This is a genomic window from Microbacterium aoyamense (assembly GCF_023155855.1).
In the GTDB taxonomy this organism is placed as follows: Bacteria; Actinomycetota; Actinomycetes; order Actinomycetales; family Microbacteriaceae; genus Microbacterium; species Microbacterium aoyamense.
Window position 1 is genome coordinate 877297 of record NZ_JAKNUT010000001.1, and the last position, 25262, is coordinate 902558.

Annotated in this window: 24 protein-coding genes; 16 read left to right on the forward strand and 8 right to left on the reverse strand. The window is 69.6% G+C overall.

The genetic code is table 11. From position 1 onward, the window contains the following. Positions 1-11 precede the first annotated feature (11 nt). The 3 genes from rsmG (at position 12) to MA876_RS04575 (ending at position 2885) form a co-directional block, all read left to right on the forward strand. Positions 12-638 (forward strand): 16S rRNA (guanine(527)-N(7))-methyltransferase RsmG, encoded by a 627-nt coding sequence (rsmG, locus tag MA876_RS04565; RefSeq protein ID WP_248146460.1) that lies wholly within the window; start codon positions 12-14, stop codon positions 636-638. A 370-nt stretch (positions 639-1008) separates the two neighbouring features. Continuing rightward, positions 1009-1941 (forward strand): ParA family protein, encoded by a 933-nt coding sequence (locus MA876_RS04570; protein WP_248146462.1) that lies wholly within the window; start codon positions 1009-1011, stop codon positions 1939-1941. Further along, positions 1941-2885 carry a ParB/RepB/Spo0J family partition protein gene (locus MA876_RS04575; protein WP_248146464.1) on the forward strand — a complete coding sequence of 315 codons (945 nt, stop codon included), beginning with the start codon at positions 1941-1943 and terminating at the stop codon, positions 2883-2885. The genes MA876_RS04570 and MA876_RS04575 overlap by 1 nt, the downstream gene beginning before the upstream one ends. Here MA876_RS04575 and MA876_RS04580 read toward each other — a convergent pair. Further along, on the reverse strand, positions 2870-4123 hold the full coding sequence (locus MA876_RS04580) for an RNA polymerase sigma factor (RefSeq protein WP_248146466.1): 1254 nt from the start codon (positions 4121-4123) through the stop codon (positions 2870-2872). The two genes, MA876_RS04575 and MA876_RS04580, sit on opposite strands and share 16 nt — an antisense overlap. 59 nt (positions 4124-4182) lie before the next feature. Here MA876_RS04580 and MA876_RS04585 point away from each other — a divergent pair, with 59 nt between their 5' ends. Further along, complete coding sequence (locus MA876_RS04585) at positions 4183-4512, forward strand: tryptophan synthase subunit alpha (protein ID WP_275562127.1); 330 nt, start codon at positions 4183-4185, stop codon at positions 4510-4512. Positions 4513-4517: 5 nt separating this feature from the next. Here the strand turns inward: MA876_RS04585 and MA876_RS04590 are convergent, their stop codons facing one another. The 5 genes from MA876_RS04590 to MA876_RS04610 form a co-directional block, all read right to left on the reverse strand. Beyond that, complete coding sequence (locus MA876_RS04590; protein WP_248146470.1) at positions 4518-4937, reverse strand: YciI family protein; 420 nt, start codon at positions 4935-4937, stop codon at positions 4518-4520. A 174-nt stretch (positions 4938-5111) separates the two neighbouring features. Beyond that, positions 5112-5435: a thioredoxin gene (trxA, locus tag MA876_RS04595; RefSeq protein ID WP_248146472.1), complete on the reverse strand. Its 324-nt coding sequence runs from the start codon at positions 5433-5435 to the stop codon at positions 5112-5114. Between the two features lie 63 nt (positions 5436-5498). Continuing rightward, the gene (gene trxB / locus MA876_RS04600; RefSeq protein WP_248146474.1) at positions 5499-6485 is read right to left on the reverse strand and encodes a thioredoxin-disulfide reductase; all 987 of its coding nucleotides are present in this window, start codon (positions 6483-6485) and stop codon (positions 5499-5501) included. 89 nt (positions 6486-6574) lie between these two features. Then, positions 6575-8173, reverse strand: coding sequence for a murein biosynthesis integral membrane protein MurJ (murJ, locus tag MA876_RS04605; RefSeq protein WP_248146476.1), 1599 nt, complete (start codon positions 8171-8173; stop codon positions 6575-6577). Continuing rightward, positions 8170-10332, reverse strand: a complete 2163-nt coding sequence (locus MA876_RS04610) for a DUF6049 family protein (protein ID WP_248146478.1) — start codon at positions 10330-10332, stop codon at positions 8170-8172. Before MA876_RS04610 ends, murJ begins: the two co-directional genes overlap by 4 nt. 115 nt (positions 10333-10447) lie before the next feature. Here MA876_RS04610 and MA876_RS04615 point away from each other — a divergent pair, with 115 nt between their 5' ends. The 6 genes from MA876_RS04615 (at position 10448) to MA876_RS04640 (ending at position 17875) form a co-directional block, all read left to right on the forward strand. Further along, positions 10448-11977: a DUF7059 domain-containing protein gene (locus MA876_RS04615; protein WP_248146480.1), complete on the forward strand. Its 1530-nt coding sequence runs from the start codon at positions 10448-10450 to the stop codon at positions 11975-11977. 126 nt (positions 11978-12103) lie between these two features. Then, positions 12104-13528, forward strand: a complete 1425-nt coding sequence (locus MA876_RS04620) for a CCA tRNA nucleotidyltransferase (protein WP_248146482.1) — start codon at positions 12104-12106, stop codon at positions 13526-13528. 129 nt (positions 13529-13657) lie between these two features. After that, the gene (locus MA876_RS04625) at positions 13658-14980 is read left to right on the forward strand and encodes a sigma-54-dependent transcriptional regulator family protein (protein WP_248146484.1); all 1323 of its coding nucleotides are present in this window, start codon (positions 13658-13660) and stop codon (positions 14978-14980) included. A gap of 208 nt (positions 14981-15188) precedes the next feature. Next, positions 15189-16739, forward strand: a complete 1551-nt coding sequence (gene exaC / locus MA876_RS04630; RefSeq protein WP_248146486.1) for an acetaldehyde dehydrogenase ExaC — start codon at positions 15189-15191, stop codon at positions 16737-16739. A gap of 79 nt (positions 16740-16818) precedes the next feature. Next, on the forward strand, positions 16819-17205 hold the full coding sequence (locus MA876_RS04635) for a DUF779 domain-containing protein (RefSeq protein ID WP_248146488.1): 387 nt from the start codon (positions 16819-16821) through the stop codon (positions 17203-17205). Positions 17206-17227: 22 nt separating this feature from the next. Further along, on the forward strand, positions 17228-17875 hold the full coding sequence (locus tag MA876_RS04640; protein WP_248146490.1) for a TMEM175 family protein: 648 nt from the start codon (positions 17228-17230) through the stop codon (positions 17873-17875). Here the strand turns inward: MA876_RS04640 and MA876_RS04645 are convergent, their stop codons facing one another. Next, positions 17876-19036, reverse strand: coding sequence for a hypothetical protein (locus tag MA876_RS04645; RefSeq protein WP_248146492.1), 1161 nt, complete (start codon positions 19034-19036; stop codon positions 17876-17878). It abuts the gene before it with no gap. A 159-nt stretch (positions 19037-19195) separates the two neighbouring features. Here MA876_RS04645 and MA876_RS04650 point away from each other — a divergent pair, with 159 nt between their 5' ends. From MA876_RS04650 to rplI, 6 genes are all read left to right on the forward strand, one after another. Continuing rightward, the gene (locus MA876_RS04650) at positions 19196-20389 is read left to right on the forward strand and encodes an acyl-CoA dehydrogenase family protein (RefSeq protein ID WP_248146494.1); all 1194 of its coding nucleotides are present in this window, start codon (positions 19196-19198) and stop codon (positions 20387-20389) included. Continuing rightward, entirely contained in the window at positions 20386-21531 is a 1146-nt protein-coding gene (locus MA876_RS04655; protein ID WP_248146496.1) for a CaiB/BaiF CoA transferase family protein, read from the forward strand. The genes MA876_RS04650 and MA876_RS04655 overlap by 4 nt, the downstream gene beginning before the upstream one ends. 128 nt (positions 21532-21659) lie before the next feature. Then, positions 21660-22037, forward strand: coding sequence for a 30S ribosomal protein S6 (gene rpsF, locus MA876_RS04660; RefSeq protein ID WP_248146499.1), 378 nt, complete (start codon positions 21660-21662; stop codon positions 22035-22037). Between the two features lie 5 nt (positions 22038-22042). Further along, complete coding sequence (locus MA876_RS04665) at positions 22043-22567, forward strand: single-stranded DNA-binding protein (protein WP_248146501.1); 525 nt, start codon at positions 22043-22045, stop codon at positions 22565-22567. 46 nt (positions 22568-22613) lie between these two features. Continuing rightward, the gene (rpsR, locus tag MA876_RS04670; protein ID WP_005054609.1) at positions 22614-22868 is read left to right on the forward strand and encodes a 30S ribosomal protein S18; all 255 of its coding nucleotides are present in this window, start codon (positions 22614-22616) and stop codon (positions 22866-22868) included. 10 nt (positions 22869-22878) lie between these two features. After that, entirely contained in the window at positions 22879-23331 is a 453-nt protein-coding gene (gene rplI / locus MA876_RS04675) for a 50S ribosomal protein L9 (RefSeq protein WP_248146503.1), read from the forward strand. Positions 23332-23617: 286 nt separating this feature from the next. On the opposite strand, the gene MA876_RS04680 is transcribed toward rplI, so the two are convergent. Next, on the reverse strand, positions 23618-25219 hold the full coding sequence (locus MA876_RS04680; RefSeq protein WP_248146505.1) for a chaplin family protein: 1602 nt from the start codon (positions 25217-25219) through the stop codon (positions 23618-23620). Between the last annotated feature and the right edge of the window lie 43 nt (positions 25220-25262).

Here is a 25262-nt window from a genome sequence, read left to right on the forward strand (position 1 = left end):
GTGAAACATCGATGAGTGACATCGAGGTCGAGCCCGCGATCGCCGCACAGATCTTCGGCGGTCGGATCGATCTGGCTCGCGCATTCACACAGGCTCTGGGTGAACACGGCGAAGAACGCGGTCTGATCGGACCGCTCGAGCCGCCACGCCTGTGGACGCGACACATCCTCAACAGTGCGGTGGCCGCTCCCCTCTTCTCCGGAACGGTCGGCGACGTCGGTTCCGGCGCCGGCCTCCCGGGCCTCGTGCTCGCCATCGCGCGACCGGACGTTCAGTGGGTGCTGATCGAGCCCATGGAGAGGCGCGTCGCGTGGCTCGATGAGCAGGTCGCTTCGATGGGACTCGACAACGTCGAGGTGCTCCGCACGCGTGCCGAGGACTGGAAGCGCGGGCCCGTCCTGGATGCTGTCACCGCTCGCGCCGTGAGCGCGCTGCGCACGCTCGTGCCGCTCACCGCTCCCCTCGTTCGCGACGGCGGAGAGCTGATCCTCCTCAAGGGAGCCGCGGCGACGAACGAGATCGAGGCGGCCGAGAAGGTGCTGCGCAAGTTCCGCGTGGCGGATGCCCGGGTCGAGTTCGTCGGTGAGGACATGCTCGACGAGCCCACCCGCGTCGTGCGAGCGACCGTCCGAGCCTGACGGGGAGCGGCCGGGCGAACCTGCGCCCCGTGATCGAGGAGCGGGTGCAGTGCTTCTGGAGATCGAGCTGTCGACGGGGCCCGCTTGTCGAGGTCGCGATGTTTCACGTGAAACGTCTGTCGGTCTGGGCTCTGCGACTTCCTCGCCTCCCCGACCGTCGTCGCTGTGTTGAGCCGATGTTTCACGTGAAACATGGTCTCGATACGGCGCCTCTTGTCGTCTCCCCGACCGCCGGAGCGCTGCGCTGACCACTCAACCGCGGCGTGATTGCCGGGCGCCGCCTCGAGAACGACCCACGGCGGCGGGGGACGACGAGCTCGCGGGTTAGAGTGGATGCCGACGTCCGACGAACTGCAGGAGCGCGTTTCACGTGGAACATCCCGACGACTCGGAGGCGACAGCATCCTTCGCATTCGACGACACTCCTCTCGCGCGTGAGCTGGCCGACCTCTCCGCCCGCCGCCGCGCGCTCGAGAGCGCCGAGGTGCAGTTGTCGGGTACGACGCGGGTCATCACCGTCTCGAATCAGAAGGGTGGCGTCGGCAAGACGACGACGACCGTCAACGTCGCCGCGGCGCTCGCATCTCTGGGCGCACGCGTCCTGGTGATCGATCTCGATCCGCAGGGGAACGCCTCCACGGCGCTCGGGGTGCCGCACACCGCTGACACTCCGAGCGTGTACGACGTGCTGATCGACGAGTTCCCGATCGCCGACGTCGTCCAGACGAGCCCGGAATCCCCGAATCTGCTGTGCGCGCCGAGCACGATCCACCTCGCCGGCGCCGAGATCGAGCTCGTCTCACAGGTCGCGCGAGAACACCGCCTCAAGACCGCGTTGGACGAGTACCTGGCGATTCCCGACCACCGCCTGGACTTCGTGCTCATCGACTGTCCTCCGTCGCTCGGACTGCTGACGATCAACGCCTTCACGGCCGCTGATGAGCTGCTCATCCCGATCCAGTGCGAGTACTACGCCCTCGAGGGCCTCAGCCAGCTCCTCGGCACGGTCCGCATGATCCAGAAGCACCTGAATCCGAGCCTGCATCTGTCCAGCATCCTTCTCACGATGTACGACGGGCGCACGCGTCTCGCGCAGCAAGTCGCCGAAGAGGTCCGCGAGCACTTCCCCGACGACGTCCTCCACACGGTCATCCCGCGCTCCGTGCGCGTGTCCGAGGCTCCGAGCTTCGGTCAGACCGTGATCGCCTACGACGGTCAGAGTGCGGGCGCGGTCGCGTATCGCGAAGCAGCCGTCGAGATCGTCCAGCGCAAGAGCGCGACAGAGACAGAACAGGAGTCCTGATGGCGAAGCGCACAGGCCTCGGCCGCGGTATCGGTGCCCTGATCCCCACGACGGAGGCCACCGAAGAGCGGCCCGCCGACGTCTTCTTCCCGAAGGCCCCGGAGCCCGTCGAACCCGAGCCCGAGCTCGTCGTCGTACCCGGGGCGCGACTCATCCAGGTCGATCCGCACGCGATCGTCCCCAACCCGCGACAGCCGCGCACGCACTTCGACAGCGACGACCTCGCGGAGCTCGTGCACAGCGTTCGGGAGTTCGGCGTCCTCCAGCCGGTCGTGGTGCGCGTGACGGACGAGGGCACCTACGAACTGATCATGGGGGAGCGCCGCACGCGCGCCGCCCGCGAAGCGGGCCTCGCATCCATTCCTGCGATCGTCCGCGAGACGGCCGACGAGAACCTGCTGCGCGATGCGCTGCTCGAGAACCTCCACCGGTCAGAGCTCAACCCCCTCGAAGAGGCATCGGCCTACCAGCAGCTGCTCGAGGACTTCGGCATCACGCAGGAGGAGCTGGCGGGTCGCATCGGCCGGTCGCGTCCTCAGATCAGCAACACCATCCGTCTGCTCAAGCTTCCGGTCCCGGTGCAGCAGCGCGTAGCCGCCGGTGTGCTCACAGCGGGTCACGCCCGCGCGATCCTGTCACTCGCCGACACCGAGGCCATGCAGCGGCTAGCCGACAAGATCGTGAACGAAGACCTCTCGGTGCGAGCTGCCGAGGCGGCGGCCAAGATGCCGGATGCCGGCACGAGTCGCCCCCCGAAGCCTCAGGCGGGTGCGCGCCGCGCACACCTCGACGACGTCGCCGAGCGACTCGGTGACCGCCTCAACACGCGTGTGAAGATCGCTCTCACCGCCAGAAAAGGCCAGATCAGCATCGACTTCGCGAGCATTCAGGATCTCAATCGGATTCTCGAGGAGATCGGCGAGACGGGCTACGGCTCCCTCTGAGCACGACGCAGGAGCAGGTCACGCTCCGCGTCGTTTCCCGGAAGCGAAGCCGCCCGCCGGAACGCCGCGCTCGCGGCATCCGGCTCCCCGAGACGCTCCAGCAGCTCTCCGCGCACGGCGTGCCAGGGTCGGAACTCCGACAGGTCGTCCGCCAGCCCGTCGACGAGCGGCAGCGCCGCGGACGGACCGTCGGCCATCGAGACCGCGACCGCGCGGTTGAGCGCGACGACGGGCGAGGGCGCGAGCTGCAGGAGGGCGTCGTACAGCGACACGATCCGCATCCAGTCCGTGGCTGCGAATGACGGTGCCGTGGCATGGCATTCCGCGACCGACGCCTGGACGCCGTAGTAGCCGAGGCCCTGCGGGGCCGCCGCGGCGATCGCGAGTGCGGCCCGACCTCGGGAGATGGCCGAGCGATCCCAGCGGCCGCGATCCTGCTCCTCGAGCGTGAGCGGGAGGCCCGCGGCATCCGTCCGCGCGGCGAAGCGAGAGGACTGGAACTCCATGAGCGCGATGAGCGCTTGCACTTCGGACTCACGCGGAGCGAGAGCGGAGAGCTGCCGCGCGAGACGCACGGCCTCGCGTGCGACGTCCGGGCGCACGGGATGCACACCGTCGCCGGGCGAGTAGCCCTCGGTGAAGAGCAGGTAGATCACCTGCAGCACGCTCGTCATGCGGGCGGGTCGCTCGGCGCGGTCGGGCACCTCGAACGGCACGTTCTCGGCGGCGAGTGTGCGCTTCGCGCGGACGATGCGCTGCTGCACGGTCGGCACCGAGATCAGCAGCATGCGGGCGATCTGCTCCGTCGTGAGTCCGGCCACCGTGCGCAGCGTCAGCGCGAGGCGTGCTTGCGCCGGCAGAACGGGATGGCACGCGACGAACACCAGCCTCAGCACGTCGTCTTCGATGTCATCGGGGTCGGCGGCGTCCTCGACGGGATGCCCGCGCTCGGCCATGAGCGCGTCGTGTCCGAACAGCGGCTCGCGCTCCTGCCAGCGCTCGCGTCGTCGCCACCCGTCGATCGCACGACGCTTCGCCACGGTCATGAGCCAGGCACCGGGCTTGTCGGGAATGCCGGCGTCCGGCCACTGCGCGAGGGCTTCGACGAGCGCCTCCTGCGCGAGGTCCTCAGCCCACGCGAAGTCACCCGTATGGCGCGTGAGCGCGGCGACGATGCGCGGTGCCTCGGACCGCCACGCGGCCTCGACAGCGCGACGCGTGCGATCGGCATCCGTCATGCGTGCGCCCCCGCGTCGCCCTGTCGACGTACGCTGGATGAGTGACGAACGACGAGCGGATGCCACGGCGCAGAGCGAGCCTCGAGCTCCTGCGTGCCGAGGCGGCTGACGAACTCGCGGTCGTCATCGCGGAGCGCCTTCGCGGCGGCGAGGACCCGTGGGCGTTCATGGAGGACCTCCCCACCGTCGACGAGCTCGTCGTCTTCACCCTGCGCGCCGAGAACATCGAGGCGAACGGCGGCGTTCGGCCCAACGCGGCTCGGAACTACCGCGTGCTGCGCCAGATCGCCCTCGACTACCCGCAGCTCACCGAGGCCGTGTGGCGACTGCTGGGCGACGCCGACACGCACCGCCGCTGGGATGCGACGGTGCGTGCGGACGCGCCCTGACTCGATCACGCGTTGGCTGCGCGCCACTCCTGCGCCTTCGAGAGCCACTCGTTGTCCTCGGGAAGATCGATGTCCGAGAACTCGTTGACGCGGCGCACCTCGAGGGCGACGCCGGGGCCGAGGGGGCACGCGAGCGCCCAGCGCTCGGCTTCCTCGCGCGACGCGACTTCGATGATCCAGAATCCCGTGAAGACCTCCCGGGCTTCGGCGAAGGGACCGTCGGTGACGGCCGGCGGGACGGCGTCGAAGTCGATGCGGAATCCCTCCGAAGCATCCGACAGACCCTCGGCCGTCAGGAACACCCCCGCCTTCTGCAGGGACTCGTTGTACGCGCCCATCTCGGCGACGACCTTCTCCATGTCGAGGTCGACCGCAGCCGTCGCCGCCGCGGCGGGTGAGACCTGCATGATCATCATGTAGCGCATTGCCTTCTCCTTGCTCGGTGGGTGAGCGGCCGGTTCGACCTTCTCACTCCGTTCGTCGAACGAGAAGCCGCGAGATCGACATCCACGGCGGAGAAGAATGGATGCCGAAACCGGCATGAACGCAGAAATCCCCGCTGACCTGGGAAAGGTCAACGGGGATCTCCGGAAAGTCGATCAGCCGAGGTAGGCGGCGAGGTCCTGCTCGAGAGCGAACTTCGGCTTCGCGCCGATGATCGTCGTCTCGACCTGGCCCTTGTTGAACACCTTCATCGCGGGGATCGAGGTGATCTGGTACTTCATCGCGAGGTCGGGGTTCTCGTCGACGTTGAGCTTCAGAACCGTGATCTTGTCGGGGTTCTCGGCCTGGATCTCGTCGAGGACCGGGGCGACCATGCGACACGGACCGCACCACGCGGCCCAGAAGTCGACGAGGACAGGACCCTCGGCCTGCAGGACATCCTGCTCGAACGTGGCGGACGTCGTCGCCTTGGCGGTCATGGGAGTGCTCCTTCTGTCGGAAAGTCTCTTCTTGATCGAACGCGCGAGGCGCTCGGATTGTTCCTAGGCTGCGTCCTCGGCGACGAGGCCGTCGATCTCGGACGCGTTGACGTCCGGGAGCCCCGCCTCTCCGAGGGCGGCGAGGTAGTGCTCGACGTCGAGTGCGGCGACCGTCCCGCTGCCTGCGGCGGTGACGGCCTGACGGTAGGTCGGGTCGATGACGTCACCGGCTGCGAAGACGCCCGGCACCGACGTGCGCGACGACCGGCCGTCGACCCACACCGTGCCCTCGGGCGTGAGGTCGAGCTTGCCGTGGACGAGGTGCGTGCGGGGGTCGTTGCCGATCGCGACGAAGAGTCCGTCGAGCGCGAGTTCGCTGCGCGAGCCGTCGACCGTGTTCTCGAGCACGAGACCGGTCACGGCATCCGCCCCCAAGACGTCTACCACTTCGCTGTTCCAGACGAACTCGATCTTCTCGTTCGCGAACGCGCGATCCTGCATGATCTTGGACGCGCGCAGCTCGTCGCGGCGGTGGATGACGTAGACCTTCGAGGCGAACTTCGTGAGGAACGTCGCCTCCTCCATCGCCGAGTCGCCGCCGCCGACGACCGCGATGACGCGCTCGCGGAAGAAGAACCCGTCGCACGTCGCGCAGTACGAGACACCGCGTCCCGAGAGGCGATCCTCGCCCTCGATGCCGATCTTGCGGTGCGCCGAGCCGGTCGCGAAGACGAGCGAGTCGCCCTCGAAGGTCTTGCCGGAGCCGAGCGTGACCTTCTTGACGGGACCGTCGATGTCGAGCTCGACCACGTCGTCGTAGAGCACTTCGGCGCCGAAGCGCTCGGCCTGCTCCTGCATCTTGGTCATGAGGTCGGGGCCCATGATGCCTTCGGGGAAGCCCGGGAAGTTCTCGACATCCGTCGTGTTCATCAGCTCGCCGCCGGCCTCGACCGAGCTCGCCACGACGAGCGGCTTCAGGTTCGCGCGCGCCGCATAGATGGCGGCGGTGTAGCCCGCAGGGCCCGAACCGATGATGATGACCTGACGCACGAGAGGACTCCTTCTGATCGCGTGGGATGCCTCGGCCCCCACCGATTCCTTCAACACATGGTAACCGCGGGGCATTCCAGCCCGCGGAGTCAGCGCCGCCCCGGCAGGAACCGCTGCGCGAGAGCGAGCGCGGGCTTGAGCTCGGGTGCGCGCAGCACCGCCAGCACGCCGACGTAGACGATCACCGATGCGATGCCGATGATCGCCGCGCCGAGCGCGCCCAGGAACTTGTCCGATGCGGTCCAGCCGTCCGCACCGCCGAGGAGCAGGAAGACTGCCCAGCCCGCGAGACCCGCGGGGATCGCAGCGATGACGTAGCGTCCGAACGACGGCCACCAGCTCGCGACGCCGATTCCGCCCAGCTTGCGGTCGAGCAGGATGACGGCGAGCACCATCTGCACGATCCCGGCGAAGGACTGGCCGAGCGCGATGCCGGCCGCGAGGTACTCGGTGGGCAGGAGCCACGACGCAAGGAGCGCCGTCACGACGACGAGCGCGCATTGCACGAGGGTGAAGAAGAAGGGAACCCGCGTCTCGTTGTAGATGTAGAACGTGCGCTGAACGATGAAGAGCATCGAGAGCGGCAGCAGACCGGCGAGGAAGCACACGAGCACGAGCGCGGCATCCACCGCCTCCTGCGTCGTGTTCGTGAAGATGCGGGATGCCGGGATCGCCGCAGCCGCGAGTGCTGCCGTCGCGACGACGATGAAGAGTCCCACGGTGCGCACGCTGCGCCCGATGTCGGCTTTCACCTCGTCATGGCGGCCGGCGGCCGCGTGCTCGCTCAGCTGCGTGAAGTAGGGCGTCCCGATCGAGACCGCGATGATCGAGTAGGGGAGCATGAACAGCAGCCACGCGTTCTGCGACACGAAGACGCCGGGGAACTCCTTGCTGACTTCGGACAGGATCTGGGACTGCACGAGACCCGCGAGCTGACCCGCGATGACCATGAGGAACGTCCAGCCCGCGAGACGCCCGATGTGGCGGAGCCCGACGCCTCGCCACCGGAAGTCGGGCCGGATGTGCAGACCGGTGCGTCGCCAGAAGAAGAACAGGATGGCTGCCTGCACGACGATGCCGAGCGTAGCGGTGCCGGCCAGGACAGCGACCTTCTGCGGCGTCCACGCCTCGAGCGAGCCGGTCAGCCCGAACAGCCAGATGAACACGCCGAAACCGGTGATCGAGACGACGTTGTTGACGATCGGCGCCCAGGTGAAGGGCCCGAACACGCGGCGTGCGTTGAGGGTCTCTCCGAAGAGGGCGTACAGACCGTAGAAGAGGATCTGGGGGAGGCACCAGTAGGCGAAGGCCGTCGCGAGCGCCTGCTGATCGGGCGGGAATCGCGGTGCGTACAGCTGCACCAGCAGCGGGGCGATCACGACGGCGACCGCCGTGACGGCAAGCAGCACCACCGTGCCGAGGGTCAGGAGCTTGGAGACGAACGCGCTGCCGCCGTCCTCGTGCCGCGCGGCCTTCACGATCTGAGGCACCACGACGGCGGTCAGCAGGCCGGCCTGGATGATCGCGTAGATGTTGTTCGGCAGCTGATTGGCGATCGCGAACGCGTTGCCCGCCTCGGTGGTCGCGCCGATCGCAGAGACGAGCACGACGGTGCGGAGGAACCCGGTCAGCCGCGAGACGATCGTGCCCGCCCCGAGCAGGACGCTCGCGCGCCCGACTCCGCTCACGAGTCGGACCCCTGGTCGGGCCGTGACTCCGCGGATGCCGGGGCTCCGGCATCCATCCCCTTCCGGCGCCGCGCCCGTGCCCGCCGAACCGTCCGCACGACGCCGAGGACGAGCAGGCCTCCGACGACGACCGAGAGGGCGACGATGCCGAAGGTCTCCCACTCGGCGCGCACGTTCACGTCGACGGTTTCGACCGGTCCGATCGCGACGCTCGCGCGACTGCGCAGCTGGAGCGTCAGCGTTACCTCGCCGTTGCCCAGACGGGCCCCGACGGGGACTTCGACGCGGGTGTTGCTCGCCGCCGTCGCGACGACGGGGTTCGCCCGCTGCACATCCAGCCGTAGGTCGTCGGGCGTCGCATAGAGCACGAGGTTGACGGGGTATGGGAGATCGTTCCGAACCGTGAACTTGAGCGCAGCCGCCGAGCCGACCAGATTGATCGTGGTCGTCGGAAGCAGCCGCACCGAGCCGAGCGTCGTCCGGGTCGCTTGGTGGTGCTCGGCGACGGCGGCGGCCCAGGCTTCGGGCTCGGCATCCCAGCCGACTCCGAGGAGCTGCAGGATCTCGGCTCGCTCGGGGCCGGTCAGCAGGGCGGGATCGTCGAGGATCGTCGCGAAGCGGGCGATCTCGGCCTCCTCGGAGAAGAGGGAGGATGCCTCGCTCACGCGCTCTGCGGGGGGTTCGGCATCCGCGATCCGCAGCGCCTGGGGCGCTCCGTCGATGATCGTCGCGAACGACGTGGCCGTGACATCCGGGTAGTCCGATGCCGCTTCGATCGCTGCGCGCAGACTCACCTGCGATGCGCTCGTGGAGCGATCGAGGGCTGCGAGGACGACACCGTCGCCCGCTTCGGCCGACGCGAAGGAAAGATAGGCGGATGCCGCGGCGAGCGATGCGCCGCGGATCGGGCCCTCGGCCCGCGCGGCGGCCTCCGAGAGTTCGCGACTCATGTCCGCGTCGTACACGAGCAGCCCGGCGTCGCCGGCGGAGGCGTGCGCCGAGACGGCGGAGCCGCCGGCACCCGCGTCGGTCGCCGTCGAGGGAACGAGCGTCAGCGATCCGTCCTCGTCGGTGCCGAGTGCGCCGAGGGACTCGACCGCGCCGGGGGTCACGGAATCGGCGCTCGGCCAGTACACGGCGCCGCGTGTCGCGGAGACATCGAGCAGCGCGTCGAGCGCGGGGAACGACGGTGCGAGCGGATCGACGCTCGGCGACGGGGAAGGAGTCGGCGTGGCCGCCGGCTCGTCGTCGGGTGTCACTGGCGGGAAATCCGCCGCGTTCAGAAAGGCGGCGAGCGATGTCGGTGTGTGCGGACTGCCGCCGGCCTCGACCTGGACGGCAGGGTCGGCATCGCCGAACTGCAGAGCGAAGCGGGCGTTGGGAAGGCCCGCCAGGCGCTCGAGCCACGCGACCGCGCTCTCGGGAGCCGAAACCCCGAGCACGCGGATCGCGGCGAGAATCGCCGGGTCGATCCCGAGAATCGCCGTCGTCCCCTGCACGGCGTCGAGCGCGTCTTCCAGCGCGCCCCCGTCGGCGGTCAGCTCGGTCAGTTCCTGAGCCGTGAGCAGCGCTTCCGAACGGGGGGCTGCGGTGATCGGCACGACGATGCCGATCCCGGCGCGCGGGTCGTCGCGAGGGACGACGACGACGCTCGTCGAGCTCATCGGCCCTTCGGCGCTGTCGTACGAGGCGACGATCGGATACACCCCGGGTGCGAGACCCGCGAGGGCCGGGGCATCGGCGGGGACGAGGATGCCCGTGAAGTCCTGCTCACCGGGTGCGACCGGCTCGAGCGTGGCCGTGCCGATCGCCTCGACGGCCGGCCCGTCGGTCGTGCCGTCGAGCCACGAGGCGAGTTCCGCCCGCGATGCGAGGGCGCCGCGCCCGAGCGAGAGGGTGACGGTCGTCGGCGGGGTCGCGGCATCCGTCCCGTTCTCGATGCCGACCGAGACCGTGAGACCGTCGCCGGCGCGCAGGATGCCGTCGCGAATGGGCGAGAGCGTGACGTCGACGACCCCCGGGGAAGACGTCGGGGTGGGCGTCGGAGTCGTCGCAGCGGATGCCGGCGCCCCGACGCCGATGCCGATCGCGAGCGCCGCGGCCGTCGCGAAAGCGGCGAGAACGCGGAGGCGCGTGTGGCGCGGAGGGGGCACGATCATGGATGTGGGGGTTTCGCTCCTGTGCGATGTCCGGACCGCACGATCAGGTGCGATTCTAGGCCGCGAGCCTCCGAGGCTCCCGACACCTCGCGGCACGACCCGCTTGAATAGGGCGATGCGCCCTCCCCTGCCCGAACCCGATCCTCTCCTGTGCCGGGATCTCGCGACCGACCTCGGTGCCGCGGAGTTCACTTCCGCGGCACTCCGCGAGGCGTGGGGCGAGTCCGCCGACACCGCGATCGCACGGGGACTGCGCTCACCGGCCCTGCGCGCCCTCAGCGAGCGGGACGACGCGCTCGCCGTGCTGGGGCGGCTGCTCGTGCTCGGGAGGCCGCAGCCGCTCGCGCTCGTCGACCATGCCCTTCCCGCGACCCGCGCCGACGGTCTCTCGCGACTCGGTCTCGCGGCGATCGAAGATGACGACGTCGTCCCGTCGGCGATCGTCAGGCCGCAGTCGTTCGTCGACGAGCACGGCGAGGGCGAATGGTGGATCGCGAGCGACCTCGACGAGGCGGCGCTCGGCGGTCCGCTCCCCGAGGACCATGTCCTGGGGGTGGGCGGCGCCTCGCTCACGCTCGCGTCGCTGCAGCTTCCGACCCCCGCCGAGCGCGGGCTCGACATCGGGGCCGGCTGCGGCATCCAGGCGCTCCGCGCTCGCCGCAACGTCGCGCACGTCGTCGCAACCGACATCTCGGAGCGCGCGCTCGCCTTCACCCGGCTGAACGCTCTTCTGAACGGCGTCGAGGGGATCGAGACGCGAGCGGGCAGTCTGTTCGCCCCCGTCGCGGGCGAGCAGTACGACCGGGTCGTGTCGAATCCGCCGTTCGTCATCACTCCGCGCGTCGAAGGGGTGCCAGCGTACGAGTACCGCGACGGCGGGCTCGTCGGCGACGACCTCGTGGCGGCGTTCGTCACGCAGGTCGGTCCGCACCTCGCGCCGGGGGGCGTCGCACAACTGCTCGGCAACTGGGAGACCCGCGGCGGCGTCGACGGTCTCGACCGCGTGCGGGAGTGGGTCGCGGCATCCTCCGTCCCGCTCGAGGCCTGGATCGTCGAGCGCGAGAGCCTCGACCCGCTCGCCTACGCCGAGCTGTGGGTGCGCGACGGGGGCACGCTGCCCGGGACGCCCGGGTTCGCGCAGCTCATCGACGCGTGGACGATCGACTTCGCCGAGCGCGAGGTCAGGGCGATCGGGTTCGGCTACATCCTGCTCCGGCGACCCGCGACGGGCGAGCCCACGCTCGCGAGATACGAGCGGATGCCGCAGCCCCTGCCCGACGGCGGGCTCGGCCGGCACCTGGCCGACGCGCTCGCCGCCCACGACGCGCTCGCGAGGCTGAACGACGGCGAGCTCGCGGCATCCCTCGTCGTCGTCGCACCCGACGTCACCGAGGCGCGACACCAGCTGCCCGGAGCCGAGGCGCCGACGCTCATCGAGCTGAGGCAGGGCGCAGGATTCGGGCGTTCGCTGATCGTCGACCCCGGACTCGCGGCGCTCGTGGGCGCCTGCGACGGAGACCTGCCGCTCGGCGTGCTCATCGACGCGATCGCCGAGCTCCTGGAGGTGGATGCCGGTGACCTGCGCGCCGATCTGCTTCCGCGCGTCCGGGAGCTGGTGTTCACGGGTTTCCTCCGGTTCGGGTGAGGCCGCGCCTGCGTGTCGCATTCAGGTTGAACCGGGCGGAGGAGGTGCTGCGAGGGGTGGATGGCACGATTGATCCTGAGCGCGAGACACCCGGACGCCGAGAGAGTGCTCGGTAGGCTCGTGGGCATGCTCAACATGGCCGAGGGCGTCGCGCGCCTCGGCGCGCTCGCCGAGTCCCCCGTCATCGCGACCCTCGCGCTGGCCTTCGCGGACGCCGGATTCGACCTCGCTCTCGTCGGCGGTCCCGTGCGCGACGCGCTGCTCGGCCGACCCGTGAACGACCTCGACTTCACGACGGACGCGCGGCCCGACGACATCCTGCGCATCGTGAAGCCCGTCAGCACGGCGCAGTGGGACATCGGCCGCGCCTTCGGCACGATCGGTGCCCGCGTCCGGGGCGAGCAGGTCGAGATCACGACATATCGCGCCGACAGCTACGACGGCGTGACCCGCAAGCCGACCGTCGAGTTCGGCGACATGATCGAGGGCGATCTCGTGCGGCGTGACTTCACGGTCAACGCGATGGCCCTCCGGGTTCCCGGTCGCACGCTCGTGGACCCGACGGGCGGGGTCGAAGATCTCGTCCGCGGCGTGCTGCGCACACCGGTCGACCCTGCGATCAGCTTCGGCGACGACCCGCTCCGGATGCTGCGGGCCGCCCGCTTCTCGTCGCAGCTCGAGTTCGCCGTCGATCCCGCGACGGTCGCGGCGATCACGGAGCTCCGGGCGTCGCTCGGGATCGTGAGCCCTGAGCGCATCCAGAGCGAGCTCGTACGGCTGCTGCAGACGCGCGACCCGGTGCGCGGCATCCGTCTTCTCGTCGACACCGGACTCATGCAGGAGTTCCTGCCCGAAGTGCCGGCGCTCAAGCTCGAGGTCGACGAGCACCACCACCACAAGGACGTCTACGAGCATTCGCTCACGGTGCTCAGCCAGGCGATCGAGCTCGAGCGGTCACGGCATCCCGAGTCCGCGCCCGACGTCCCCCTGCGCATCGCCGCCCTCCTGCACGACATCGGCAAGCCCGCGACCCGTCGCCTCGAGCCGGGCGGCGGCGTGACGTTCCACCATCACGACGTCAAGGGGGCACGGCTCGCGCGCAAGCGCCTGCAGGCGCTGCGGTTCGACACCGACACCACGAACTCGGTCGCACAGCTCATCGAGCAGCACCTGCGCTTCTTCGGCTACGCCGAGGGCGCGTGGACCGACTCGGCGGTGCGTCGGTATGTGCGGGATGCCGGGCCCGAGCTCGAACGCCTGCACATCCTGACGCGGGCCGACGTGACGACGCGCAACAAGCGCAAGGCCGCTCGGCTCGCGGGTGCGTACGACGACATCGAGCGGCGCATCGCCGAGCTCTCGGCGCAGGAGGAGCTCGACTCGATCCGCCCCGAGATCGACGGCAACCGGATCCAGGAGATCCTCGGCATCGCGCCCGGCCGCGAAGTGGGCGAGGCGTACCGCTGGCTGCTGGACCTGCGGCTCGACGAGGGCGTGATCGGCGCCGACGAGGCCGAACGGCGTTTGCGCGAGTGGTGGCGCACCCGCTGATCCTCGTCGAGACCGAGTGATCGCGTCGAAACCGACGTTCAGGGGGTCGGTTTCGACGAGAAACCTCGGGTTCGCGACCCGGGCGCTGACTACACTGGTCGCACGCTCCCCGACGTCGATCGGAGCCCCATGCCTTCGCCGTGGTCACCGCGCCGCGATGTCTCGCCCGAGACCTCGCGTCTGCTGATCGAGCGCGCGCACGAAGAGCTGCTCGCGGGGCACGATGAGGATCAGCGACTGCTGGATGTCCGCCCGCTTGTGCGCGAGTCGTGGCGGCGCTCGCGCGACGGACTCGTCGGTGCCGAAGCCCTGCCCCCGCTCGATCTCGGCGGCGATGCGATCGACGAGTATCTGCGCACGCATCCGCTGTCGGGTGTCATCGACATGGTGCGCGGGCTGCTCCTGCCGGGTGGGCCGGACGAGTCCGGCGTCGTCGTCGCGGTCGGTGATGCCGCGGGCCGGCTGCTGTGGGTCGACGGCGATCGGAGCGTGCGCGCACTCACGGGCGAGATGGGATTCGTCCCGGGGGCGAACTGGTCCGAGGCCGCGGTCGGCACGTCGGCGCCGGGCACCGCCCTGCAGCTCGACCGCGGCGTGCAGATCCGCGGGGCGGAGCACTTCAACCGCCTCGTGCAGCCGTGGTCGTGCACGGCGGCGCCCGTCCACGATCCCGAGACCCGTCGCATCCTGGGCGTCATCGATGTGACGGGCGGTGTCGAAGCCGTCTCGCCTCAGGCGCAGCTGCTGGTGGATGCCGCGGCTCGCGCGATCGAGGGCGAACTCATGGTCGCCCGGCTCAAGGCGCGCGCCGCGCCGTCGCGCGCACGACGGACGAAGCCGGTGCGCAGCACGGCCGTGCGCTCGACCCTGCGGGTGCTCGCCCGCGATCGGGCGCTGCTCGAGGTCGCGGGCGACGGCGCGGAGACCGTGACGGAGCTCGGCGCACGTCATGCCGAGATCCTGCTCATGCTCGCGGTGCACCGCCAAGGTCTTTCGGCCGAGCGTCTGGGCGAGCTCGTGTACGGCGAGGCTGACGCGAAGGACACCCTGCGCCCCGAGCTCGTGCGTCTGCGCAAGCATCTCGAGCGCGTCGCGCCGCACCTCGTGCCCGCATCCCGTCCGTACCGGCTCACCGCCGACCTCGAGACCGACGCGCATCAGCTCCTCTCGCTCCTGGATCGCGGCGCGCACCGGGTCGCGCTCGCCGCGTTCCACGGCGACGTGCTGCCGACCTCGCACGCACCCGGCGTGGAGGAGTTCCGCGACGTCGTGCGCGTCGCCCTGCGCGAAGCGCTCGTGGCCGAGGCATCCGTCGACGTCCTCCTCTCGTTCGCCGACACCGCGGCCGGCGCCGACGACGTCGAGCTCCTGCGGCTCTGCCTGTCGATGCTGCCGCCGCGCTCGCCGAAGCGCGCGCCGCTCGTCGCCCGGATCGAGCGCCTCGAGGCCTGACCCGCTGCTGTGACGGGTTTGGGGTGCCCATTCACCTTGGGGCAGAGCATGCCGCGCCCCGAACGGAATGGGGCGCCCCAAACCCCGACACTGCGGAGCGGATCGCGAGCGGCGACGATGCAACGGGATGCAACGTTGCGCGGCCTACCTTCGACGCAACGTCAATCCGCGCGACAAGGACCGTCGCGCACACGTCGAAGGAGACACCATGACCATCGTGGAAGAGGGCGTCTCGAGCGTCTACGCCGCTCCCGGGCAGCGCGGCTCGGTCGCCGACTACCGCCCCCGCTACGGCCACTACATCGGCGGCGAGTTCGTCGAACCCGTGAAGGGCCAGTACTTCGAGAACATCTCGCCGGTCAACGGCAAGCCGTTCACCGAGGTCGGCCGCGGCACCGTCGAGGACATCGACCGGGCGGTGGATGTCGCGTGGCAGGCATTCCAGTCCTGGAAGAAGACGACACCGGCCGAGCGCAGCGTGATCCTCAACAAGATCGCCGATCGCATCGAGTCCAACCTCGAGAAGATCGCGGTCGCCGAGACGTGGGAGAACGGCAAGCCCGTCCGTGAGACGCTCGCGGCCGACATCCCGCTCGCGATCGACCACTTCCGCTACTTCGCGGGCGTGCTGCGGGCGCAGGAGGGCACACTCAGCCAGCTCGACGAGAACACCGTCGCGTACCACTTCCACGAGCCGCTCGGCGTGGTGGGCCAGATCATCCCGTGGAACTTCCCGATCCTGATGGCCGTGTGGAAGCTCGCACCGGCGCTCGCGGCGGGCAACTGCGTCGTGCTCAAGCCGGCGGAGCAGACTCCGGCATCCATCCTCTTCCTCTTCGAGATCATCGGAGACCTGCTGCCCGCCGGCGTCGTCAACATCGTCAACGGCTTCGGCATCGAGGCGGGGGCGCCGCTCGCGTCGCACAAGAAGATCCGCAAGATCGCGTTCACGGGCGAGACCACCACGGGCCGCCTCATCATGCAGTACGCCTCGCAGAACCTCATCCCGGTGACGCTCGAGCTCGGTGGCAAGAGCCCGAACCTGTTCTTCGAGGACGTCGCGTTCCGCACCGACGATGCCTACTACGACAAGGCGCTCGAGGGCTTCACGCTCTTCGCTCTCAATCAGGGCGAGGTCTGCACGTGCCCGTCGCGCGCGCTCATCCAGCGCTCGATCTACGACCGGTTCCTCGGCGACGGGCTCGACCGTGTCGGCAAGATCATCCAGGGCAACCCGCTCGATCCGAACACGATGATCGGGGCGCAGGCGTCCAACGACCAGCTCGAGAAGATCCTGTCCTACATCGACATCGGCAAGCAGGGCGGTGCGAAGCTGCTCGCGGGCGGCGAGCGCGTCGACCTCGGCGGTGACCTGAGCGAGGGCTACTACGTCGCGCCGACGGTCTTCGAGGGCACGAACGACATGCGGATCTTCCAGGAGGAGATCTTCGGTCCGGTCGTCTCGGTCACGTCGTTCGACACGTTCGACGACGCGATCTCGATCGCGAACGACTCGCTCTACGGCCTCGGCGCGGGCGTCTGGAGTCGCTCGGGCGACACCGCCTACAAGGCGGGCCGGGCGATCGAGGCGGGCCGCGTCTGGACGAACACGTACCACCAGTACCCCGCGCACGCGGCGTTCGGCGGATACAAGCAGTCCGGCATCGGTCGCGAGAACCACCTCAAGATGCTCGACCACTACCAGCAGACGAAGAACCTGCTCGTGTCGTACGCGGAAGGCGCCATGGGCTTCTTCTGATCCGAGAACTCACCCGCTCGACGGCCGGCTCTGGCACCGGCTGTCGGGCGGGTGAACCACTCCTCCAGGAGGGAAGGCCATGATCGACACGTACAGTCGCGTCGCGGTGACGGATGCCGCGGCCGGATTGCTTCGCGATCTCACGAAGCAGCACGGCGCGCTGATGTTCCATCAGTCGGGAGGATGCTGCGACGGGAGCGCCCCCATGTGCTACCCCGTGGGCATGTTCCTCACAGGGTCGTCGGACGTCCACCTGGGCGCGCTCGAGGTCGGCCTCGACGATCCGATCCAGGTCTACATCTCCGAGGCGCAGTTCGAGTACTGGAAGTACACGCACATCACGATCGACGCCGTGCCCGGGCGGGGTGCGGGCTTCTCGGTCGAGTCGCCGACGGGGATGCGGTTCATCGTGCGGTCGCGGATGCTCGACGACCCCGAACTCGTGCATTTCGGGCTGAAGCCGTAGGCGCGGCGCTAGCATCGCTCCCGTGAGCGACCCCGAGCAGGAGATGACCCCGAACGAGGGGTTCTTCACGGCCGAGCGCGCGAAGGCGTTCGCCGACGCGGTCGTCGCGATCGCGATGACGCTGCTCATCCTCCCGCTCATGGAGAGCGTCGCCGACGTCGCGGGCGCCGACAAGTCCGCCGCGCACTGGTTCGACGAGCATCAGCAGCAGGTCATCAGCTTCGTGATCAGCTTCGTGCTGATCGCGATGTTCTGGATGAGCCATCATCGCGTCTTCGCGACGGTCGACACCGTGACCACTCCGTTGCTGTGGATCATCATGGCGTGGCTCCTGACGATCGTCTGGCTGCCCGTCGCGACGGCGATGTCGGGGCAGATGAGCGGCGACGACCCGGTCGTGAAGATCGTCTACATCGGGAGCATGGTCGTGACCTCGCTCGTCATGCTCGGCCAGCGGCTGTATCTGCGCGCGCATCCTCAGCTGCACCGCATCACCGAGCCGCACCTCGTCGCGGGAGCGAGCGCCGACATCGCGATGGCCGTGCTCTTCATCGTCGCGCTCGCGGTCGCCGTGCTCGTGCCGGCGATCGGCTACTGGGCTCTGCTCGTGATGTTCCTCGTGACGCCCGTGCAGCACGTCATCGCCCGGATGCTCACCCGAGCCCGCTGATCACCGGCCGAGGAACGCCGCGAAGAAGCCGAACTGGCTGAGCAGCCAGAACAGCAGTACGCCTCCCGCGATGATGAACGTGATCCACGGCACGCGCCGCTTGAGTCGCAGACCGCCCGCGGCGACGCCGGGCGGCGGCCGCAGCATCCCGTCCGCCGCAGTGAAGGGGATGGATGCCGCGCCCCCCGCCGCGGGCGGTCCGGCGATCACCGGCACCGATTCCTGCAGACGCTCATCGCGCCAGCGGGACCACTGCGCGAACTTGTCGAGGAGGGCGGCGACGACCGAGAAGAGCCAGTTCCACATCGCAGGATCGAGCGTCGAGAAGTCGCGCTGACCATAGAGGAACAGCCAGTCGTCGACGATCTCGACGTCGAGTGCGGCGGCGTTGTCGATGAACCGCGCCATGATGTCGGGCGTGAACAGGTAGAGCGCATCGCGCTCGTAGCCCGCGGGGCAGTAGAGCGAGAAGAACTGATCGAAGTCGCCTTCGAGGCTCAGACGCTGATCCTTGTCGAAGGAGGCCGGCAGGTTCGAGCCGAACAGGCTGTTGTTGCCGGTGGCGTCGAGCACGATGTGCGGAAGCGGCACGTCGAGCTTGACGGCGACGTACCCCCATCGGTGGGTCGTGGAGTTCTTACCCGACTTGGTCGTGTACCGGTAGTTCGCGAACTCGACGAAGCGGGGCTTCTCGCCCCGCACGAGGTCGCTCGACATGCGCGACGAGCCGAGGCTGAAGATCATGCCGGGGAGTCCGGGATTCGCGAACTGCGGCAGATAGCTCATGCCATTCGCGCGCGCGAAGCGGTCGAGGCGGTACCGACGATCCCCCTGACCGCGGAAGAAGCGCACGGCGACGATCACGATTCCGGCGATGACGATCGCGACGATGACGATCGGCAGCAGCCCCGTCAGGGCCCCCAGCACACCGAAGCCGGGCTGACGGGTGGCGACGGCGGCGAACGACGTCGCGATCGTCGCGAAGACGACGACGAAGAACACGGCGAAGATTCCGACGACGATGCCGACGATCGCGAACGTGGCTCCCGCGACCGAGAGCGTTCCCGCCGCTCGGAGCTCCTTCGTGTGAGCGCGTACCGCGGCCGGATCGACCGGTTCGACGAGCGGCCGCGCGTCGAACGGCAGCGAAGGCCCCGGCATCCCACTCATCGGTCCTCCCCGAGATCGACTGCTGTCCACGCTACCCGCGGTGCGGCGTGCACAACGTCGGCAATCCGCGCGCGATCGGGCTCGGGAAGCGCCTTCGAGACGCATTCGCGGCAAGATTGCAGGAGTTGTGCACGGCGAGGAGGCAGCACCATGACCGCTCACGATCCCGACGACCTCGAGGCGCTGCGCGCGAAGTCGGATGTGCTCGGCCTCGACGCCCTCCTGAGCGCGGAGGAGAGAGCGGTGCGCGATCGCGTGCGCGCCTTCGTCGACACCGAGATCCGCCCGTACATCGCGGGCTGGTTCGATCGCGGGCATTTCCCTGCCGAGCTCGCCCCCGCGTTCGGCGAGCTGGGCGTGCTCGGAATGAACCTGGAGGGGTATGGATGCCCCGGCCGCACCGCCGTGGAGTACGGGCTCGCAGCCCTCGAGCTCGAAGCGGGCGATTCGGGGCTGCGCACCTTCGTGTCGGTGCAGGGGTCGCTCGCGATGGGGTCGATCCACCGCTGGGGCAGCGAGGAGCAGAAGCAGGAGTGGCTGCCGCGCATGGCGCGCGGTGAGGTCATCGGCAGCTTCGGGCTGACCGAGCCGACGGCGGGGTCGGATCCCTCGAGTATGAAGACGTACGCCGAGCGCGACGGCGACGACTGGATCCTCACGGGTGAGAAGCGCTGGATCGGGCTCGCCTCGATCGCCCAGGTCACGGTCGTGTGGGCGCAGACGCGCGAGGGCGTGCGCGGTTTCGTCGTGCCGACCGACTCACCCGGCTACGAAGCCGTCGTGCTCGAACCCAAGGGTTCGATGCGCGCGTCGGTGCAGTGCGAACTGCGGTTCGACGGCATCCGTCTTCCGTCCTCAGCGGTCCTGCCCGGCGCGGTCGGCCTGCGAGGCCCGTTCTCGGCGCTGAACGAAGCGCGATACGGGATCGTCTGGGGTGCGTTGGGAGCCGCTCGCGACAGCTACGAAGCGGCGCTGCGCTACGCCCTGGCCCGCGACCAGTTCGACCGGCCGATCGCCGGCTTCCAGCTCACGCAGCAGAAGCTCGTCGACATGCTGCTCGAGCTGCAGAAGGGCGCGCTCCTCGCGCTCCACCTCGGACGGATGAAGGATGCCGGAACCCTCCGCCCCGAGCAGATCTCGCTCGGCAAGCTCAACAACGTGCGCGAGGCGATCGCGATCGCCCGCGAGGCGCGCACAATTCTCGGTGGTAACGGCGTGCTGCTGGAGCACTCCCCGATCCGGCACGCCGCGAACCTCGAATCGGTCCGCACATACGAGGGCACCGACGAGGTGCACACGCTGATCCTCGGGCAGCACATCACCGGGATGGGCGCCTTCCGGTGACCGGTCCGCTCGAGGGGCTTCTCGTCGCGGACTTCAGTCGTGTGCTCGCGGGGCCGTACTGCACGATGCTGCTCGCCGATCTCGGCGCGACCGTCGTCAAGGTCGAGGGCCCCGACGGCGACGAGACACGGCGATGGATGCCGCCCTCCGCCGGCGACGATGCGACGTACTTCCTGTCGGTCAATCGCGGCAAACGCGGCATCGTGCTCGACCTCGCCGACCCGGCGGATGCCGAGGTCGCACGGGCACTCGCCGCCAGGGCCGACGTCGTCGTGCAGAACTTCCTGCCTGGCACAGCCGCCAAGTGGGACCTCGACTACGACAGCGTTCGGACCTCTAATCCCGGCGCCGTCTACGCATCGATCTCGGGCTTCGGAGCGGACTCGCCACAACCGGGCTACGACGTGCTCGCGCAGGCGCTGTCGGGGTTCATGAGTGTGACCGGCGAGCCGGGCGGCCCGCCGACGAAGGCGGGTGTGGCGATCGTCGACGTCGTCACCGGGCTCCACGCCGCCGTCGGAATCCTCGCGGCGCTCCACCACCGCGACCGCACCGGCGAGGGCCAGCACGTCGAGGTGAACCTCCTGAGCTCAGCCCTCTCGGCGCTCGCCAACCAGACGGGCGCGTGGGCGTTCGCGGGTGTCGTGCCGCAGCGACTCGGCAACGAGCATCCGAGCATCTTCCCGTACGGCCCCTTCCCGACGGCCGACGGCGACCTCGTCATCGCGATCGGCAACGATCGGCAGTTCGCGCGACTGCGCGAGGGCCTCGGGATGCCCGTCGACGAGCGATTCCGCGCCGCGGCCGATCGCAGCCTACGTCGCGACGAACTCCGCCCGCTGCTCGTGGCGGCGCTGGCTTCGCGCTCCGCGCGCGCGTGGCACGAGGTGTTGTCCGGCTCCGGCGTCCCGTGCGCTCCGATCCTCGACATCGCCGAGGCGTTCGCGCTCGCCGACCGCCTCGGGCTCGCCCCGCTTGCGCGCACGGCGGACGGCGACGTGGTCGGCACGCGCAGTCCGGTGCAGTTCTCCGAGTCCCCCGTCGAGTACCGCCTCACCCCGCCGACACCTGATCGCGACCGCGACTGGGTCGAGCGCGAAGTCGTCGCGCGCGATCGTGAGGGAGGACGATTCGGCGCGTGACCGGGGATCCGGTACCATTGGAGGGTTGTCCGCACGCGCACCCTGCGCATTCAGCCGGACGACATGCACACACCCTCCTGCTGCCGGGAAATGCCCGGCAGCCGTTCTAGTCCGAAGGAGGTGGGTTAGTGACGCACCAGTACGAGCTCATGGTCATCCTGAGCCCCGAACTCGACGAGCGCCAGGTGGCGCCCAATCTCGACAAGTTCCTGAAGGTCATCACCAACGATGGTGGCTCGATCGACAACGTCGACATCTGGGGCCGTCGTCGTCTCGCTTACGAGATCCAGAAGAAGACGGAAGGCATCTACGCCGTCGTCAGCTTCACCGCGACGTCCGCCGCGACGCAGGAGCTGGACCGCCAGCTCAAGCTCAGCGAGCAGGTCATGCGCACGAAGGTCCTCCGCGCCGAGGAAGCGATCGCCCTGATCGAGTCCGAGCGCAAGCGCGCCGAAGAGAAGGCCGCCCGCAAGGCTGCCGCTCCCGCCAAGGTCGCGAAGGCGTAAGGGCGATGGCCGGCGAGACGATCATCACCGTCGTGGGAAACCTCACGGCTGATCCCGAACTGCGGTACACGCAGAACGGCCTCCCCGTCGCGAACTTCACGATCGCTTCGACCCCGCGCAACTTCGACCGCCAGGCGAACGAGTGGAAGGACGGCGAAGCGCTGTTCCTCCGCGCGAGCGTGTGGCGCGAGTTCGCCGAGCACGTCGCCGGCTCGCTGACGAAGGGCTCCCGCGTCATCGCGACCGGTCGCCTCAAGCAGCGCAGCTACCAGGATCGCGAGGGCAACAACCGCACCGCGATCGAGCTGGAGGTCGACGAGATCGGCCCGTCGCTGCGCTACGCGACCGCACAGGTCACGCGTGCGGCGAGCGGTGGCGGCAACTATGGCGGCGGTGCCGGCGGAGGCGGCGGGCAGCGCCCGGCGCAGGTCGCCGACGAGCCGTGGTCGACTCCGGGTTCGTCGAACGCCGGTGGTGGGGATGCCTGGGCCACGCCCGGTTCCTCCTACGGCGACGACACCCCCTTCTAAGAGATCTCCGGATGCTGCGGCATCCGACAACAACTAAGGACAAACAATGGCTGGAAAGGCTACCGGCGATCGCCGCAAGCCGCGGAAGGGCGCGAAGAACGCAGCCCCCGCGAAGGCGATCCGCGTCGGCGTCATCGACTACAAGGACGTCGCAACTCTTCGCAAGTTCATCTCGGAGCGCGGCAAGATCCGTGCCCGTCGTATCACCGGTGTCTCGGTGCAGGAGCAGCGTCTGATCGCCAAGGCGATCAAGAACGCGCGCGAAATGGCGCTCCTGCCTTACGCCGGCGCCGGCCGCTAAGGAGCACCTCATGGCAAAGCTGATTCTCACGAACGAGGTTGCCGGGCTCGGAAGCGCCGGTGACGTCATCGAGGTCAAGAACGGGTACGCCCGCAACTACCTCATCCCCCAGGGCTTCGCAGTGGCCTGGACCCGCGGTGGCGAGAAGCAGGTCGCTTCGATCCGCGCGGCGCGCGACTCGCGTGCGATCCACGACCACGAAGAGGCCGTGGCGCTCAAGGACGCCCTCGAGGGCACCAAGGTCCGTCTCGCCGTCAAGGCGGGCGCCGAGGGTCGCCTGTTCGGCTCGGTCAAGACGGGTGACGTCGCCGACGCCGTCAAGGCCGCCGGCCTGGGCGAGCTCGACAAGCGCAAGATCCACATCACCTCGCCGATCAAGTCGACCGGCGAGCACGAGGCGACGGTGCGTCTGCGCGACGACCTGACCGCCGTGATCACCCTTCAGGTGGTCGCCGCGAAGTAACAAGTTTCGGCACGCCGTTTCGTGTGCCGGATGACGATGCCGCGGACCTTCGGGTCCGCGGCATCTGTCGTTTCACTCGCGACGCCGAGCGGGCAGGTCGCTCCCGAGCGGGCGGGCTGCGAAACGCTGCAACCTGCCCGCTCGGGAAGAAAGTGCCCGCTCGGGCGAGCGGGAGCGGATGCCGCGCGCAGCCCCCCGGAGGCGCGGCATCCGCCCTTCCTGCACCGGGTCGTCGCAGGTGGCGAGTCCAGGCAATGCCCGCCGCCCGCTCGGACCCGGCGGTCTCTCAGACGAGCCCGCGACGGTGGCCGACGTACATCGCCCCCGCTCCCGCGAGCACGATGAGCAGCGACACGATGAGGATCGGCAGGATGCCGGGGCCGCCCGTCTCGGCGAGTGCCGCATCGGCGAGGATCATGCCCGCCGAGCTCGAACCGTCACCCGCTCCCCCGGGTGCGCCGGGCGTGACCGGATCCGTCGGGTCCGTCGGGTCCGTCGGCTCGGTCGGGTCGACCGGCGTCGTCGGAACCGTGGGCGTCTCGGTCGTCGTGTCGCCGACCACCGAGATGGCGTTGCCGCCGATCGTGATCGGGACCGCGATCGGTGCGACGACCTGCGTGCCGCCGATCGTTGAGTCCTCTCCACTCGTCGCCGGGTCGCCGGTGCCTCCGGGCATGACCGCCGGAGCCGTCGCGCCCGTGCTCTCGCTGTCGCCGACGACGCTGATGGCGTTGCCGACGGCGGTGACGGGAGCTGCCACCGGGGTCACGACCTGCGTGCCGCCGGCGATACCGTCGTCACCCGTCGTGGTCGGGGTTCCCGTTCCCGCGGGCGTCGTGCCGGCGGGTCCCGTGGTGTCCGTGCTCTCGCTGTCGCCGATGACGCTGATGGCGTTGCCGACGGCGGTGACGGGTGCGGTGACCGGTGCGACAACCTGGGTGCCGCTCGCGGTACCGTCGCTGCCGTCGGTCATCGGGCTGCCCGTGGTCCCGCCGGTCGTGCTCGCGGGTGCCGTGGTGCCCTCGCTCGAGCTGTCGCCGAGCACCGAGACGGCGTTGCCGGTGACGTTCACCGGGGCGGTGACGGGAGCGGCGACCTGGGTACCGCCGGCGATGCCGTCGTCTCCGTTGGTCGTGGGTGCCCCCGTGCCGGTCGGAGCGGTCGCGGCGGGTGCCGTGGTGCCTTCGCTCCAGCTGTCGCCGAGGACCGAGATCGCGTTGCCGGTGACGTTCACCGGTGCCGTGATCGGGGCCCCGACCTGGGTGCCGCCGAGGATCGAGTCCTCGCCGGTCGTGGTCGACGATGCCGCGTCAGCGGCTGCCGGGGCGGCCGCAGCGGGAGCTGCGGACCCTTCGCTCCCACTGTCCCCGAGGGCGGAGATCGCATTGCCGGTGAGGGTGATCGGCACGTCGAGACCCAGGAGAGCCTGGGTGCCCGACAGGATGCCGTCGGCACCGCCCGTCTGCAAGGCCGGCGCCGAGGCTGCCGGTGCCGGCGCGGCGGCGGGTGCCGCGGCATCCGTCGACGAACTCTCGCCGAGGACGGACACCGCGTTGCCGGTCACCGTGACCGGAACGCTCACCGAGACGAGCGCCTGCGTTCCGGACGCGACGGCGTCCTGCCCGCTCGTGCTCGCGGCGGGTGCGAGTGCGGCGGGTGCGGCGGGTGCCGGTGCCGCGTTCGTGCTCGAGCTGTCGCCGAGCAGCGAGATGGACGTATCGGTGACGGTGATGGGCAGCGACACGTCGATGAGGGCCTGGGTGCCCGAGAGCAGCCCGTCCTCGCCTGAGGTCGTGTCGTCGGCCGCGTTCGCGGCCGTTGCGCCGAGCAGCGTGATGCCGCCGGCGAGAGCGACGCCCCACAGGGCGCGCTTGATGATGGTGCGCATGGTCTTGCTCCCTTGCTGAGTGATCGGATGATGCGCGCTGAGC